The sequence below is a fragment of the Marinobacter nauticus genome, from assembly GCF_003634635.1.
GTDB classification, from domain to species: Bacteria; Pseudomonadota; Gammaproteobacteria; order Pseudomonadales; family Oleiphilaceae; genus Marinobacter; species Marinobacter nauticus.
Map to the genome: position 1 here is coordinate 778,504 of NZ_RBJB01000003.1, position 14,915 is coordinate 793,418.

The following is a 14,915-nucleotide window of genomic DNA, read 5'->3' on the forward strand; positions in this document are numbered from 1 at the left end:
CCTTACAGACCACGATGCCACACCGGCTGATCTGTCACTGTATGATAGGGCGGTGTCTCGTGAACATACGCCATGGTCATGGCATCCAGCATGGTCCAGAGAATATCGAGTTTGAATTGCAGGATCTCGAACGCTCGCTGCTGATCCGCGGCCGAGACAAAATGATCCAGCGTAATACTCAGACCATGCTCCACATCCCGGCGCGCTTCAGAGAGGCGTTTGCGGAAATACCGGTAACCCTCCGCCTCAATCCAGGGATAATGATCTGGCCAGCTGTCCAGGCGAGACTGATGAATCTCCGGCGCGAACAGCTCGGTCAGCGAGGAACAGGCAGCCTCCTGCCATGTGGCCCGACGGGCAAAGTTGAGGTAGGCATCGACCGCAAAACGGACACCCGGTAACACGTGCCGCTGATCAATCACCTCCTCTCGCGTCAGGCCCACAGCTTCGGCCAGAAGCAACCAGGCTTCAATGCCTCCGGCATCGTCATCATGACCGTCGTGATCCAGAATACGCTGCAACCACAGACGACGGACGCTGGCATCCGGGCAATTCGCCATGATTGCCGCATCCTTCTGGGGGATGTTGATCTGATAGTAATAACGATTTGCCACCCACCCCCGGATCTGGGCAGGCGTGCACCCACCGCTGTACATGGCCCGGTGGAATGGATGATGGATGTGGTAGTAGCCGCCCTTGGCACGCAGCGCGGCCTCGAAATCGTCCCGATGCAGGGCAGGCGTAACTTGTGCGTTCATGGCGGACCTCACAGGTGTATGTGCATGCCATCCCACGCCACCTCGATACCATGCGCCGCAAGCTCAGCGCGCTCTGGCGAGGCCTCATCAAGGATGGGATTGGTATTGTTGATGTGAATGAGGATCTTGCGCGCGCCCGGCAATGTGTCCAGCAGCTCAATCATGCCACCCGGCCCGGCCTGCGCGAGATGCCCCATCTGTTGACCAGTTTTGGTGCCGACTTCCTGGCGGATCATTTCATCATCATGCCAAACGGTACCATCCACCAACAGCACGTCAGCTCGGGCCATCCAGGCTTTGATCCGGTCATCCGGCTGCCCCAGGCCGGGCGCGTATAGAACGCTCTGACCACTGACGGAGTCTTCAATGAATAGGCCAATATTGTCGCCAGGGTGCGGCTGGTCTCGCCTTGGAGAATACGGCGGAGCGTTACTCAGGAGCGGAATAGCCGTTAGCGCCAGAGTTGGCGCGCACGGTATCGTGAACGCCGTATCTTCGTTCGGCTCAATGGCTTGCCAATTGAGGCCGCCATTCCAGTGCAGGAGCATCTCGAACAGCGGGAAGCCGGTGGACAGATCACTGTGCACCTGCGATGTACACCAAACGTCCAGCGGCAGCCCTTCCCGCAGTGACAGCAATCCGGTGGTGTGATCAACCTGACTGTCCATCAGGACGATGGCAGAGATTCCGGTGTCGCGTAGCGAACGCCCCGGCTGCATGGCTGGAAAGTCAGCAAGCTGGGCCCGGATATCCGGTGAGGCATTGAAAAGAATCCAACGCTCTCCATCGTCGCTGATGGCAATGGATGACTGGGTCCGGGCACGGGCATTCAGGGTACCGGCCCGAAAACCGGCACAGTTCCGGCAGTTACAGTTCCACTGGGGAAAACCACCCCCGGCCCCTGAACCCAGAATTCGAATCTGCATGGCAACCTCCCGAGCAGAACGCAAATAGCCAGCCCGGGGGCTGGCTATTCGTGGCTCAGCGGTTAGCGAAGTACATAGTCACTTCAAAACCGATGCGAAGGTCTTCATAAGCTGGCTTGGTCCACATGATGCTCACCTCTTGTCATGATTGTTAGTGCTTGGCATTTATGGGCACCGCAGGCAAGCGCCCACGATCACTTTCATGCTAATCACAGTGCCTGCCACGCCATATGGTACTTTGGGACCGTTTTTGCCCGCCTGAAAGTAGCAGACCTTTGGCCCGGAGGTTGAATTGAGCCCCACCAGCCGTGCCCTACCATGAGAGAAACAATAACAATCACAGGAGACTTCTCATGGTAGGGCGCCTGATGCTCTTGCTCTCACTGGTGTTCACAGCCTCTGCCTACGCGGCTGAGCCGCCACCGGAGCCCAGGGCCGTCATTCAGTCTCTGTTTCCATCAGCAACCGTCATTGAGGGCAAGTTGCCGGACTTTCCCGTCTACCCCGTGTACCAGCTCCAGGAACTGCTGGGGTACGCCTATGTCTCAACCGATTTTGTTACCTTGCAGGGATTCGCGGGCAAGCCGATCAACATGATGATCGGCCTGGACACCAAAGGCCGATTCACGGGCGTCGAGGTGCTTCACCATCACGAGCCTGTCTTTCTGCATGGCCTGGGCGAAGCACCTCTGAACGAATTTGTGGCGCAGTATGAAGGGCGGTCCCTGAAAGACCAGATCATCGTTCAGGCATCCAGTCGTTCCAGTCGCGACACAGGTGGCCAACAGGTCTACTTTGATGGTGTGAGCAAGGCCACGGTTTCTGTGCTGATCATCAATGACACGATACTCTCCTCCGCCTTACAAGTTGCCAGAAGCAAGCTGGAAGGGTTCGCCCAGGCGGCCCCCACAAGGGCCCGACAAGATTATTATGAGCCTCTGACCTGGCAACAACTGCTGGACCGCGGCTACGTCCAGAAGCGGACACTCTCAGCGCAGGAGGTGGAGGCGAAGCTGGGCCGCCCGCTGACGGACTACCCAACCGACCTGTCGCCTCCATCCGGCGAGGCATTTACAGAGATCTATTTTGCCTATGTGAATTCACCCATGGTGGGGCGAAACCTGCTTGGCGACGAAGGCTACAAAGCGTTTCAGGAACGCCTGAATGATCGAGGCAAAGTCATTATGGTGATGTCACAAGGCGTATATCCTCATGTCAGCGAAGCCTTTGTGCCCGGCAGTACGCCCAGCCGAATCGGTCTCAATCAGAATGAGCTGGCCATCGAGATGAGGGATCTGAACTGGCTCGAACCGAATCAACAGATCATGGCTCCGGGCGCACCCGATATGGCCTCCATGAACCTGTTCCGGGTCGGCGGCAATGCGGGCTTCAACCCGGGTTCCGAGGCATCGTTCCATCTGGACATCACTGCGCCACGAAATCACCTGATCACCGACCACGCACGCTTCACGCTGCCCGTGACTTTTTCCCCGGACCTGTTTGAACCGGTCGAGGTGGCACCAGACTTTAATGAAGGCCAGCAACCGGTTTGGATTGGGCTCTGGAAAGAACGATGGTGGCAGATCAGCCTGCTGGTTGCTGGCCTGACCATACTGACGGTGTTCTTTGCGCGCCAGAAAACCCTGACACGGTATCCCCGGCTGGTGCACGGCTTCCGCTGGGGCTTTCTGCTCTTCACGCTCTTCTTTATTGGCTTTTTTGCCCAGGGGCAGCTATCGGTCGTAAACATCTATACCTTGTTGCTGGCTCTCTGGGATGGCTTCTCCCTGAACGTATTTCTGCTGGACCCGGTGATATTCATTCTATGGACCTACACCTTTGTCACCCTGTTTATCTGGGGGCGCGGGCTTTTTTGCGGCTGGCTCTGCCCGTTTGGCGCACTTCAGGAACTGGTCGCGTGGATAGGTCAGCGGCTCGGATTGCGGCAGATAAAAATACCTGAGAGATGGCACCGCCGGCTCATCCTGTTGAAATACCCGATACTGGCCGGGCTTGTGACCACCGCGTTCTTTTCACTGACCCTGGCCGAGCAACTGGCTGAAGTGGAGCCGTTCAAAACCAGCATTACTCTGTATTTCGTCAGGCACTGGCCATTTGTAATGTACGCCCTCGCCTTACTGGCGATCGGCCTGTTCGTTCACAAGTTCTACTGCCGTTATCTGTGCCCGCTGGGAGCAGGACTGGCGGTGCTGGGGCGACTGCGAGTGTTCAGTTGGCTGGAGAGGGTCAAACGCTGTGGCCAGCCTTGCCAGCATTGCAAAAACGAATGCGGTATCAACGCAATCCGCAAGGATGGCCGGGTGGACTATGACGAGTGCATCCAGTGCCTGGAGTGCGTTGTGATTCTGCGGGACCAGAATCAGTGCGTAGACGCCATTGTTCAGGCCAAACAGCGGCAGAAACAGGCTCGGATTCTGGCCACAGATGCAGCAGGGGCGTAAACGCCCCTGCACTCAGCGCCCCAGCGAATAGAATTCCGGGTTGGCCCGCATGCTGGTGACATTGGCCATGCGGTTGGACAGACCGAAGAAGGCCGTGATGCCTGTAATATCCCAGGCGTCCTCATCGGTAAACCCGTGCGCGCGCAATGTGGCAAAGTCGTCCTCATTCACGGCATAGGCCGACTGCGACACTTTCACGGCAAAATCCAGCATCGCCTTTTGGCGCTCGGAAATATCCGCTTTGCGATAATTCACCGCCACCTGATCGGCAATCAGTGGGTTTTTCTCCCGGATCCGCAAGATTGCGCCATGAGCTACCACGCAGTACTGGCACTGATTCAGGTTGCTGGTCGCCACTACAATCATCTCGCGTTCAGCCTTGGTCAGGTTGCTCTCCTTCTCCATCAGAGCATCGTGGTAATCGAAGAACGCTCTGAACTCGTCGGGGCGATGTGCCAGCGCCAAGAAGACGTTAGGAATGAACCCCGACTTCTCTTGTACTTTCAGAATCCGGTCGCGGATGTCGCTGGGCAACGAGCCCAGCTCTGGCACCGGAAACCGGCTGATCGGTTGTTCTTTTGGGTCCGACATTCTGCATCCTCTGTTGTTTTCAGTCTGTTCAAAACGCCGGTTAACCGGCGACCGGAATCACCACGCGACCCCGCAACTTGCCTTCGAGCAACTGCCCGGCGGCACCGATAGCGTCGTCAAAGGACACCTCGGTAATCATGCTGTCCAGAAGCTCCGGGGACAGGTCCTCGGCCAGACGCTTCCAGGCGTACAGACGATCAGCTTTCGGAGCCATAACACTATCAACACCGCAAAGGGTCACGCCTCGAAGAATGAACGGAGCGACTGTAGCCGGGAAGTCCATCCCTGCCGCCAGACCGCAGGCAGCAACAACACCTCGATACTTCATGGCCGCACAGACATTCGCCAACACTTGTCCGCCGGCCACATCAATAGCCCCCGCCCAGGTTTCACGGGCCAACGGCTTGCCGGGCGCCGTCAATTCAGCCCGATCCAGAATCTGCTTCGCCCCCAGGGACTTAAGATACCCTTCCTCTTCGGGCCGGCCGGTTACCGCAGTCACCGAGTATCCGAGTTTAGCCAGGATCGCTACCGCCACACTCCCAACACCTCCGGTTGCTCCGGTTACCAGGATGTCACCTGAATCCGGCTTGACGCCCTGCTTCTCCAGGGCGATCACGCATAACATGGCGGTGTAGCCCGCGGTGCCAATGGCCATGGCCTGGCGCGGAGTAAACGGGGCTTGCAGCGGAATCAACCAGTCTCCAGAGAGGCGTGCCTTCTCAGCCAGCCCGCCCCAGTGTTTTTCCCCCACACCCCAACCGTTCAGCACGACCTGGTCGCCGGGCTTGAAATCCGGATTGTCGGATTCCGTCACAACCCCGGCGAGGTCAATGCCAGGCACCATGGGATAGGTTTTGGCAATCGGCGCCTTGCCGGTAATCGCCAGCGCATCCTTATAGTTCAGGGTGCTGTAAGCCACTTCAACCGTGACGTCGCCTTCCGGCAACTGGGTCTCGTCAACAGACTTCAGGGCCACCTGCTGATCACCCCGACTGCCTTCAATCACAATTGCTTTGAACATGTTGCCTCCCGTTCTCCGTTTAATCAGTGAACTTGCGTATCGAGCTCTCAGGCTCTTTGTACAAGCGCCATGAACCCTTGGGCAAACCGGTCCAGCGGCTGAGCTGACTGCTCCAGTTTAGCCCTGAGCACAGCGCCCTCCCAGCCAATCCAGAAAAACTGCGCTAACGACTCGCAGCACGCGCTTTGCGGGATATCACCCGCTTGTCGGGCCTGCTGAAGAACTCGGGCAACCCGGGCTTCCCAATCCCGAAAAGTATCGCTCAAAAGCTCGCGGAAACTTTCCGGGAGGGCCGCCATTTCCTGCCCCAGATTGCCGATCAGGCACCCTCGCCGGTAGTCGTATTTCTTCATGCCCGCTTTGGCGTCCTGAACAAATGCCTCCAGCCTCGACAGCGGTGGCCGGGAATCGTCAGCGAAGGATCGCTCCAGTTTACGGGCAAAGAAGTCACCGTAGGCTTCGATCAGCGCCCGGCCGAACGCTTCTTTGTTGTCGAAGTAGTGATAAAACGACCCCTTGGGTACGCCGGCCAGCCTCAAGATTTCGTCGATACCGGTATAGGAATAGCCCTTCTCGGTCAGCACTGCCAGCCCGAATTCAATCAACGCCTGCCGGGTATCCTGATAGCTGACGTTCTGGCTCTTGGGTGGCCTGCCGCGCCTGCGTTGGGGTGTCTTGGATTCTGCCATTACGCTTACTTTAGACCGCTCGTCTACAAAAACCTGAGATCACTTTAGACCAGTCGTCTACAAAAAACAAATGTCATAAAAAAAGGCCCTGGGAAGGGCCTAAGGAGAGTGGTAAAACATCCCGGGCTCCAGCAGGAGCCACCCGGCAGACGCCGGGCTCAACAAAAGCACCGTCCTTGTGCGGTCACACGAAAAAGGGGCCGATGCAGACAGCCCCGACGCATCCGGATCAGAAGAATCCCAGCGGGTTGGTGTCGTAGCTCACCAGCAGGTTTTTGGTTTGCTGGTAATGATCAAGCGCCATCTTGTGGGTCTCACGACCAACACCCGAGCGCTTGTAACCGCCAAATGCCGCGTGGGCGGGGTAGGCGTGGTAGCAGTTCATCCACACCCGGCCAGCCTGAATGGCACGCCCCATGCGGTAAGCCCGATTGGTGTCACGGGTCCAGACGCCCGCTCCCAGACCAAATTCGGTGTCATTTGCGATAGCCAGTGCTTCTTCTTCGGTCTTGAAGGTGGTCACCCCAACAACCGGTCCAAAGATCTCCTCCTGGAACACTCGCATCTTGTTGTCACCCTTGAACAGGGTCGGCTGGATGTAAAAACCGTTGTTGAATTCATCGTCGAGATGTTCACGGTCACCGCCGGTCAGGACAACCGCCCCTTCCTGCTTGCCGATTTCCATATACGACATAATCTTGTCGAACTGTTCTTTCGAGGCCTGGGCACCTACCTGCACTTCGGTGTCCAACGGATTACCGCGCTTGATCGCCTTGGTGCGCTCGACGACCTTTTGCATGAATTCCTCAAACATGTCTTCCTGAACCAGAGCCCGGGAGGGGCAGGTGCACACTTCGCCCTGGTTGAAGAACGCCAACACCAGACCTTCAACACACTTGTCGATGAACTCAGGCTCAGCCTTCATGACATCGGAGAAGTAGATGTTCGGCGATTTTCCACCCAACTCGACGGTGGAAGGAATGATGTTTTCAGCCGCACACTTCAGAATGTGGGAGCCAACCGGGGTAGAGCCGGTAAACGCGATCTTGGCGATACGTTTGCTGGTGGCGAGCGCCTGACCGGCCTCAATACCGTAACCGTTAACGATGTTGAGTACACCCGGCGGCAACAGGTCGCCGATGATTTCCATCAGAACCAGAATACTGGCAGGAGTCTGCTCGGCAGGTTTGAGCACCGTGCAGTTACCCGCTGCCAGACAGGGGCCCAGCTTCCAGGCCGCCATCAGAAGCGGGAAGTTCCAGGGAATGATCTGACCAACCACACCGAGGGGCTCATGGAAATGGTACGCCACAGTGTTGTGGTCAATTTCGCCCATATGGCCTTCCTGAGCACGAATACAGCCCGCGAAGTAGCGGAAATGATCAGCCGCCAACGGAATGTCTGCGTTCAGGGTCTCGCGCACCGCTTTACCGTTATCCCAGGTTTCAGCAACGGCCAGCTTTTCGAGGTTGGCTTCAATTCGGTCCGCGATTTTGAGCAGAATATTGGAACGTTCGGTTGGGGAGGTTTTGCCCCAGGCTGGAGCTGCTTTATGGGCGGCATCCAGGGCAAGCTCAATGTCCTCTGCCGTCGAGCGCGGGATCTCACAGAACGCCTCGCCGGTAACGGGAGTGATGTTCTCGAAATACTGGCCTTTAACCGGTGCTACCCATTCACCGCCAATGTAGTTCTCGTAGCGGGATTTGAAAGAAACAACGGAACCGTCCTTTCCTGGTTGTGCGTAGATCATGACATTGACCTCATTGTTGTGTTTGTCGCTTGCCAACGCGGCCTTCGCGTTTACCTATTCAATGTAGTCGTGAAACCAGGATTGGTGAATGATCCCAAGGGGGCGAAAAACTCATCCCTTGGTAGTAGATTGCAGGACGTGCACGCAGGCGCTCAGACGCGGCCCTTCGGCAGGGCCCGCGTCTACGTCAATCAGCGATGAGGGTTAGAGATCCCGGAGATCTTTACGCAGGATTTTTCCCACATTGGATTTGGGCAATTCCTCCAGAACTGTCACTTCCTTTGGAACTTTGTAACTGGCAAGGCTTTGGCGGCAATGACTGATCAGCGCCTCCTCATCAACATCGGCACCGGCAACGGGCGCCACAAACAGCCGGATCCGCTCCCCGGTTTTCTCGTCCGGTATACCGATACAGGCCGCTTCCGCGACTTCGGGCAACTCTGCTGCCACCGCTTCAATTTCGTTCGGGTACACATTGAATCCGGAAACCAGAATCATGTCTTTCTTGCGGTCAACAATCTCGAACTGGCCGTCCGGATGCATCACTGCCACATCACCGGTCTTGAAGTAGCCATCTCGGGTGAAGGCGGCTTCAGTCTCCTGGGTCCGGTTCCAATACCCTCTCATCACCTGGGGACCGCTGGCACACAATTCGCCCGGGGTCCCTATCGGCACCTCCTGTTCATTGTCATCAACGACTTTGACATCGGTCGAAGGTACCGGATATCCCACAGTCCCACTGAAACGGTCCTGCCCCATCAGGTTCAACGTCAGAATGGGAGCCGTCTCAGACAAACCAAAACCTTCAACGATGTGAGCGCCGGTATGAGCTTTCCATGCTTCAGAGGTACTCGGGAAGATCTTCGAGCCGCCCCCAAACGCCACCTTGTAGCGAGACAGGTCCACCTGTTTGAACAAAGGATGCTTGGTCATGCCGGCATACAGGGTGTTGACACCACCAATAACACTGAATCCGGCGTCCTTGATCGCGGCCAGGTAGGCGTCCATGTCCCGGGGATTAGGTATCAGTATCGCCTTTGAACCGATGGCCGCGTAGGCAACAAAGATCATCAGACCGAAAATGTGGTACATGGGCAGCGCCAGCACCACCACTTCCGCTCCCGGTTCATTGGCCGCGGGTATAAAGCTGCGGAACTGCAGGGTATTGGCAATCAGATTACGGTGACTGAGCGTCGCACCCTTGGAGGGGCCGGTGGTGCCCCCGGTATACTGAAGAAACAGCACATCGTCACCCGCCAGGGGTACGGCTTGCGGTCGCTTGCCAGCGTGTTCCGCCAGCAGATTCGCCAATGGGGTGTAATCCCCAAGATCTTCGGGAATGTCCGAGCCCGGGATCGAGAGAGCGGTGCCGTCCCCGGGATTAACGGTGATGACCCGCGTGATCGACGTCTGGTGTCGGATGGCAGCCAGTGACGGTGCCGACCCGGAATAGACAAGAATGGTCTCAGCGCCCGAATCGTTAAGCTGGTGCTCAAGTTCCCTCGGAGTATAGAGCGGATTGACGTTTACCTGCACGGCACCGGTTTTCAGTACTGCCAGCAGGGCAATCGGATAGGCAAAGATGTTTGGCAGCATTACAGCAATCCGATCCCCCTTCGCCACGCCATACCGGCTTTGCAGCGCGTGGGCCAAGGCATCAGACTCATCGTCCAGCTCCCGAAAGGTCAGGGATGCGCCAAAACACTCAATGGCTACGTGATCGGGGAACTTGGCTATCGCATCCCTGAACAGGCCGAGAACCGAATCATAGGCATCCACGTCAACGGTATGGGGAACATCGCTGGGGTAAGAATCAAGCCAGGGTTTCATGTTTATTCCTGTTGGGTTTTATAAGTTGTTATGCCATGGGTCCGGGAAGACCCTTCCAAATCCTCGCGCACCGACTTGATACAAACCTGATAATACGCGCCAAAAATTTGATAATTTGCGCCATATCAGGAAGACTCCCTCTCACCGCCCACGGAACAACAAGATGCCGCCATGCCCCTGACTGACCTTTCCCGCGCCTCGTCATTGGCCCGGCTCGACGAGTTCTGTCGTAAACATACCCTCGACTACCGGGACATGCTCGCCAGCGCCGGTCTGACCGAGGACACTGTGCAGCAACCAGACAGCCTCATCGCCTACACGCGCTTTACACAGCTCCTTGAAAACTGCGCCAGGGCCTCCGGACATCCCCTGTTTGGTCTTGAATACGGCATTTTTCAGGGCACCGCAGTCTTTGGCAGGCTTCTATACCTGTTCAAGAACGCCAATACCGTAGGGGACTCGCTCAGCGAGCTCACCCGGTACTACCACTTGCATTCCAGTGCTGCCGAGGTGACCACTTCGGTTCAGGAAGGAATGGCCTTCCTCTGTTACGAACCGGCGCTACAGGAGAGCACACCGAGCCGACAGATCGTGGAATTGGCCATCGGCGTCGGGTTATCACTGATGAGGATGCTCATGGGGCCTGCCTGGAAGCCGGCCGGAGTGCATTTCAGACACGGAGCAGGAAGCTCCACCAAAACCTATGCCCGCCTGCTCGGCGTGACACCGCAATTTAACAGTATCAGCAACGGCTGGGTGTTCGATGCGTCTTTGCTCAGCCTGCCCCTGAGTGACTCTGACCCGGGGTTGCATGCGCTTATGCGGGAACATCTGGAGAAAATGGACGCGCTCTCGGTGCGGGAACTGCCAGACTATGTCCAGCGCCTGATTCGAACCTGCCTGCCCGCCGGCAACGCAAGCATCGAGCTTGTCGCAGACTACCTGATGCTAAGCCCCCGGTCCCTGCAACGGTACCTGGCCCAGGAAAAGACCTCGTTCCAGACATTGCTTAACGCCACACGCAAGAACCTGGCAGAACGATATCTGCAGGAATCGACCGTGAGTCTGACCCAACTGGCAGGCATTCTCGGTTACTCAGACCTGGCCTCATTCTCCCGGGCATTTCAACGCTGGTATGGAACCAGCCCACGCCAGTGGCGCAAAGAGCACGGCTTGGGATTACACCCCAGGCGCCTTGCGCCGCACAGAAAAGCGCCGGTCTGGTTAAGCCCTTCAGGCCTCCCGGCAAAGAGTGGCGAATCGGCCATAGAATAGGCCTGTCTCCGGCAGGGGAATAAAAAAGGTCGCCCGGGGGCGACCTTTTTTATCGTTCAGATCACTTACTGGCGATCCGGTCTTTGGGTAACTTGAACGTCCACACCATGCCCCCCTGGTTGAAGTTTTTCACCACCTTGGCAACTTCTCCTCCCCAGAGCGGAACCGCACCACCCCAGCCAGAGGCCACGGACACATACTGCTCACCGTCCATGGTCCAGGTGATCGGAGTGCCAACCACACCAGAGCCTGTGTTGAAGCGGTAGAGCTCTTCGCCAGTCTTGGCATCAAACGCCTTCAGATGCCCTTCCGGCGTGCCGGTGAAGACCAGACCGCCCGCCGTCGTCATCACACCACCCCACAGGGGTGCCGTATTCTCGTAGCGCCAAACCTCTTCACCGGTCTTTGGATCCATAGCCCGCAGAACGCCGATGTAGTCATCGTTGACCGGCTTGATAGTGAATCCAGCGCCCAGGAACGCCGCACCCTTTTTATAGGAAACCGGCTCGTTCCAGATATCCATGGCCCATTCATTAGACGGTACATAAAACAGTTCCGTCTGTTGGCTGTAGGCCATCGGCATCCAGTTCTTGCCACCAAGGAACGCGGGCTGGGCCAGCACCGTCTCCCCTTTGCTACCGTCCATATCGGCAGGATTACCCGGGCGACCACCCTCGGTGTAGATCGGACGACCGGTGTCGGGGTCCAGCCCCTCGGCCCAGGTAATCTTGTCTACAAAGGGAAAGCCACGGATGAAATCGCCGTTCTCACGGTTCAGAACATAGAAGAAACCGTTTCGGTCTGCCGTTGCGGCGGCCTTGACGATTTTGCCGTTTTCCTCGTAGTCAAAGGAGATCAGCTCGTTCACCCCGTCGTAATCCCAACCATCGTTCGGCGTGGTCTGGAAATGCCATTTGATGCTGCCATCATCCGGATCGATCGCCAGACGGGAAGACGAGAACAGGTTGTCACCCGGGCGCAGGTGAGAGTTCCACGGGGCGGGGTTACCTGTGCCGAAAAAGAGGGAATCGGTATCGGGGTCATAGGTCCCGCCCAGCCAGGTGGCGGCACCACCGTTCTTCCACATTTCACCGGGCCAGGTCACTCCGGCCTTGCCGCCAGAAATACCATTCTCAATTTTTTTGCCATCCTTGTAGACATAGCCCATGTGGCCTTCTACGGTCGGGCGGGTCCATACCAGATCACCCGTGTTGGCGTCGTAGGCTTCAACCTTGCCGACAATACCGAACTCACCGCCGGATACCCCGGTAATGACCTTTCCTTTGACGATCATCGGAGCTGCCGTGATGGCATAACCAGCCTGATAGTCCGCCACTTTCTTGATCCAGACGGGCTTGCCGGTCTCTTTATTGAGCGCCACCAGTTTGGCGTCCAGAGTTCCAAAGATCACTTTGTCACCATAGATAGCAGCGCCGCGGTTTACCACGTCACAACAGGGCATGATGCCATCCGGCAGGCGCGCATCGTACTGCCACAGTTCCTCGCCGGTCCGGGCATCAATGGCGTACATTCTTGAATAGGAGGCGGTAACGTACATCACCCCATCTTTTACCAGCGGCTGGGATTCCTGCCCCCGCATTTTTTCACTGCCAAACGAAAAAGCCCACGCCGGCTGCAGGTATTGAACGTTGCTGGTGTTCAGGTCCGCCACCGGGCTGTAGCGCTGGCCCTGCGTACCCATGCCATAGCTCACTACATCCTCGGGGCTCTTGTGATCGTTGATAATCTCGTCGTCGGTTACCGCATGGGCGCCATACGAAACTGCCATCGCCAGGGCGCTGGCCGCAATGCGAATCCCGAACTTGTTGGTTCTCATGGTTGCGCTCTCCAAGTCTCTTGTTTTCGGTTCTCTTGTCGTCGTTTCAGCGAACCGGGAACTTTTCCCGCCTCTGGTACGATTCTTCGCGCTGACACCAAAACCAACAATTGCCCCGGGGAACAGGTTTTCTCATCACTTGGTAGTAATACCCCAAAAAGAAAGCTCGCCGATGGCGAGCCTTTCTCACTAATGACGGCCCTCGGCGCGGGCCAAAGATGCCTCATCGAGAAAATCCCGATAGTATCCGGGCACACTGTATCGGAGCTGCTGGCCGGACATCAGCTCGTTCATCTCACCGGATCGCACTAACCTGTCTACAATGGCTTCGAGCGCATAGCCAAGCTGCCGATGGGTGTGTTTGATCGCCATACCAACATCCCAGACCTGCTTGCCAATACCGGGAAAACCGTTACTCGCAGCTTTGAATTGCGCGTTTTCGGGCTTGGAAAGCTCATGGTCGATTTCCGCTCGCATCCCCATCACCGCACTCACCTCGCCAGAGCGCATCGCACCGAAAGCCTCCGCGACGTTTCCGTAATAGCGAACCTTCTCTCGCATACGGCCAGCAAACGCCGAGGTCAGGTAAAAATCAGGAAGGGTATCGATCTCCACGCCGATAGGGTGATACTGAAACACAGCGACCGTCTCAACGCTGTCGAGCCTCGCCGGATCAAAGGCGATCTGCCAGGTTTCCTGCTGGTAAGGACCAAACAGTACAACCTGTTCGTTGATGTACTCGCCGGTGGAATCCTGCATGTACGCGTAGGTCTTGTCATAAGGCACCCGAAGCATCACGTCGGCGAGCCGGCGCTTTGCCAGGTAATGGCCCTTCCACACATTGTTGCGCAGATCGTCACCCAGATTCTCATCCGGCACAATCCAGTGCACTTTGAACTCCACGCCCATTTCACGGGCGATCCGACGCCCGAGTTCAACATCGATCCCTTTCGGTTCGCCATCCACCTGATAGGAATACGGCGGGAAATTCTGATACACCCCAACCTTCAGGTAGCCGGATTCAAGGATGACGTCGTAGTTGCGCTCCGCGGGACGGTTGAGCAGCTTGTCACCATCATCGATTTCCTGAGCCAGGATGGCCTGGGTGAAGAGCAGTAAAGCAAGAATGGGCGCCAGTATTTTCATTGTATTCTCCCAACGACGACGGGCCGGCACTGGGCCGACCCGGTTTTAACCTTGAGCGAATCGAAGCAACTTCCGTTACTCCGGCTTGGGCAGAGACTCCACATAACTCCGAATGGCCCACATTGCGTTCTGGTCCAGGGTTTTCTTCCATGACGGCATGCCCCGGTCGGTGCCATTGCGCACGCGGTTGATAAAATACTCGTCATCCCATTCCGTCAGTTCCCGCAGATCAGGCGTAAGGCCTCCGGACATCGCTCGAATTCCATGGCAGCCCGCGCAATTGCCGGCGTAAGCGCTCTCGCCAATCTTGACCGCCTGGGCGTTCATATCGCCGTACTCGTTACCTTCCCGGAACGGGTTTTCCATCCGGATTTCATCGCCGAGTGTCGGCAGGTTGCCCGTATCCACTTCCTGTGGTGTGACGTTGCCGTGCGCAAAGACCAGGCCCGCCAGGCCAAGCAGGGACGCAGTCACCAGTGCTTTGAGTGAAAAGGACATTGCCATTGTTGCTACCTCTGTTATTGGATTCCCAGTGGTTGGCTATTGGATTTATCAGTCGCCAACGTGCTGACTTCCAGTCTAGGAATCCACCGGGGCATTCCGAATGCCACTTTGGGGGTTTTGGCG

The 14,915-nt window shown here is 56.9% G+C and carries 13 protein-coding genes; 2 read left to right on the forward strand and 11 right to left on the reverse strand.

Going from position 1 to position 14,915, the window contains the following annotated elements; translation table 11 throughout:
• Positions 1-2 precede the first annotated feature (2 nt).
• From pqqC to pqqA, 3 genes are read right to left on the reverse strand one after another with little or no spacing between them, the layout of a single operon-like run.
• Complete coding sequence (gene pqqC / locus C7436_RS09625; protein ID WP_114433881.1) at positions 3-758, reverse strand: pyrroloquinoline-quinone synthase PqqC; 756 nt, start codon at positions 756-758, stop codon at positions 3-5.
• An 8-nt stretch (positions 759-766) separates the two neighbouring features.
• On the reverse strand, positions 767-1,684 hold the full coding sequence (pqqB, locus tag C7436_RS09630; protein ID WP_121207671.1) for a pyrroloquinoline quinone biosynthesis protein PqqB: 918 nt from the start codon (positions 1,682-1,684) through the stop codon (positions 767-769).
• A 55-nt stretch (positions 1,685-1,739) separates the two neighbouring features.
• Positions 1,740-1,811, reverse strand: coding sequence for a pyrroloquinoline quinone precursor peptide PqqA (pqqA, locus tag C7436_RS09635; RefSeq protein WP_007153157.1), 72 nt, complete (start codon positions 1,809-1,811; stop codon positions 1,740-1,742).
• A gap of 226 nt (positions 1,812-2,037) precedes the next feature.
• Between pqqA and C7436_RS09640 the strand changes: the two genes are divergently transcribed.
• Positions 2,038-4,146, forward strand: coding sequence for a NosR/NirI family protein (locus tag C7436_RS09640; protein ID WP_121207673.1), 2,109 nt, complete (start codon positions 2,038-2,040; stop codon positions 4,144-4,146).
• Between the two features lie 12 nt (positions 4,147-4,158).
• On the opposite strand, the gene C7436_RS09645 is transcribed toward C7436_RS09640, so the two are convergent.
• The 5 genes from C7436_RS09645 to C7436_RS09665 form a co-directional block, all read right to left on the reverse strand.
• Positions 4,159-4,737 (reverse strand): peroxidase-related enzyme, encoded by a 579-nt coding sequence (locus C7436_RS09645; RefSeq protein WP_014422652.1) that lies wholly within the window; start codon positions 4,735-4,737, stop codon positions 4,159-4,161.
• Between the two features lie 40 nt (positions 4,738-4,777).
• Positions 4,778-5,761: an acrylyl-CoA reductase (NADPH) gene (gene acuI / locus C7436_RS09650; protein WP_121207675.1), complete on the reverse strand. Its 984-nt coding sequence runs from the start codon at positions 5,759-5,761 to the stop codon at positions 4,778-4,780.
• Positions 5,762-5,808: 47 nt separating this feature from the next.
• On the reverse strand, positions 5,809-6,450 hold the full coding sequence (gene acuR / locus C7436_RS09655; protein WP_121207676.1) for an acrylate utilization transcriptional regulator AcuR: 642 nt from the start codon (positions 6,448-6,450) through the stop codon (positions 5,809-5,811).
• 229 nt (positions 6,451-6,679) lie between these two features.
• Positions 6,680-8,200: an acetaldehyde dehydrogenase ExaC gene (gene exaC / locus C7436_RS09660; RefSeq protein ID WP_014422655.1), complete on the reverse strand. Its 1,521-nt coding sequence runs from the start codon at positions 8,198-8,200 to the stop codon at positions 6,680-6,682.
• Between the two features lie 204 nt (positions 8,201-8,404).
• Entirely contained in the window at positions 8,405-10,030 is a 1,626-nt protein-coding gene (locus tag C7436_RS09665; RefSeq protein ID WP_121207678.1) for an AMP-binding protein, read from the reverse strand.
• 171 nt (positions 10,031-10,201) lie between these two features.
• Here C7436_RS09665 and C7436_RS09670 point away from each other — a divergent pair, with 171 nt between their 5' ends.
• Positions 10,202-11,305, forward strand: coding sequence for an AraC family transcriptional regulator (locus C7436_RS09670; RefSeq protein WP_121207679.1), 1,104 nt, complete (start codon positions 10,202-10,204; stop codon positions 11,303-11,305).
• A 61-nt stretch (positions 11,306-11,366) separates the two neighbouring features.
• Here the strand turns inward: C7436_RS09670 and C7436_RS09675 are convergent, their stop codons facing one another.
• The 3 genes from C7436_RS09675 to pedF all read right to left on the reverse strand — a co-directional run bounded on the left by C7436_RS09675 (position 11,367) and on the right by pedF (position 14,792).
• Complete coding sequence (locus tag C7436_RS09675) at positions 11,367-13,142, reverse strand: PQQ-dependent methanol/ethanol family dehydrogenase (RefSeq protein ID WP_121207681.1); 1,776 nt, start codon at positions 13,140-13,142, stop codon at positions 11,367-11,369.
• A gap of 189 nt (positions 13,143-13,331) precedes the next feature.
• Entirely contained in the window at positions 13,332-14,288 is a 957-nt protein-coding gene (locus C7436_RS09680; RefSeq protein ID WP_121207682.1) for a substrate-binding periplasmic protein, read from the reverse strand.
• Between the two features lie 75 nt (positions 14,289-14,363).
• Positions 14,364-14,792 carry a cytochrome c-550 PedF gene (gene pedF / locus C7436_RS09685; RefSeq protein ID WP_014422660.1) on the reverse strand — a complete coding sequence of 143 codons (429 nt, stop codon included), beginning with the start codon at positions 14,790-14,792 and terminating at the stop codon, positions 14,364-14,366.
• Between the last annotated feature and the right edge of the window lie 123 nt (positions 14,793-14,915).

Excerpts from the sequence above, each read along its gene's own strand:
- pqqC (WP_114433881.1), bottom strand. The coding sequence starts at position 758 with ATGAACGCACAAGTTACGCCTGCCCTGCATCGGGACGATTTCGAGGCC.
- pqqB (WP_121207671.1), bottom strand. The coding sequence starts at position 1,684 with ATGCAGATTCGAATTCTGGGTTCAGGGGCCGGGGGTGGTTTTCCCCAG.
- C7436_RS09640 (WP_121207673.1), top strand. The coding sequence starts at position 2,038 with ATGGTAGGGCGCCTGATGCTCTTGCTCTCACTGGTGTTCACAGCCTCT.
- C7436_RS09645 (WP_014422652.1), bottom strand. The coding sequence starts at position 4,737 with ATGTCGGACCCAAAAGAACAACCGATCAGCCGGTTTCCGGTGCCAGAG.
- acuI (WP_121207675.1), bottom strand. The coding sequence starts at position 5,761 with ATGTTCAAAGCAATTGTGATTGAAGGCAGTCGGGGTGATCAGCAGGTG.
- acuR (WP_121207676.1), bottom strand. The coding sequence starts at position 6,450 with ATGGCAGAATCCAAGACACCCCAACGCAGGCGCGGCAGGCCACCCAAG.
- exaC (WP_014422655.1), bottom strand. The coding sequence starts at position 8,200 with ATGATCTACGCACAACCAGGAAAGGACGGTTCCGTTGTTTCTTTCAAA.
- C7436_RS09665 (WP_121207678.1), bottom strand. The coding sequence starts at position 10,030 with ATGAAACCCTGGCTTGATTCTTACCCCAGCGATGTTCCCCATACCGTT.
- C7436_RS09670 (WP_121207679.1), top strand. The coding sequence starts at position 10,202 with ATGCCCCTGACTGACCTTTCCCGCGCCTCGTCATTGGCCCGGCTCGAC.
- C7436_RS09675 (WP_121207681.1), bottom strand. The coding sequence starts at position 13,142 with ATGAGAACCAACAAGTTCGGGATTCGCATTGCGGCCAGCGCCCTGGCG.
- C7436_RS09680 (WP_121207682.1), bottom strand. The coding sequence starts at position 14,288 with ATGAAAATACTGGCGCCCATTCTTGCTTTACTGCTCTTCACCCAGGCC.
- pedF (WP_014422660.1), bottom strand. The coding sequence starts at position 14,792 with ATGGCAATGTCCTTTTCACTCAAAGCACTGGTGACTGCGTCCCTGCTT.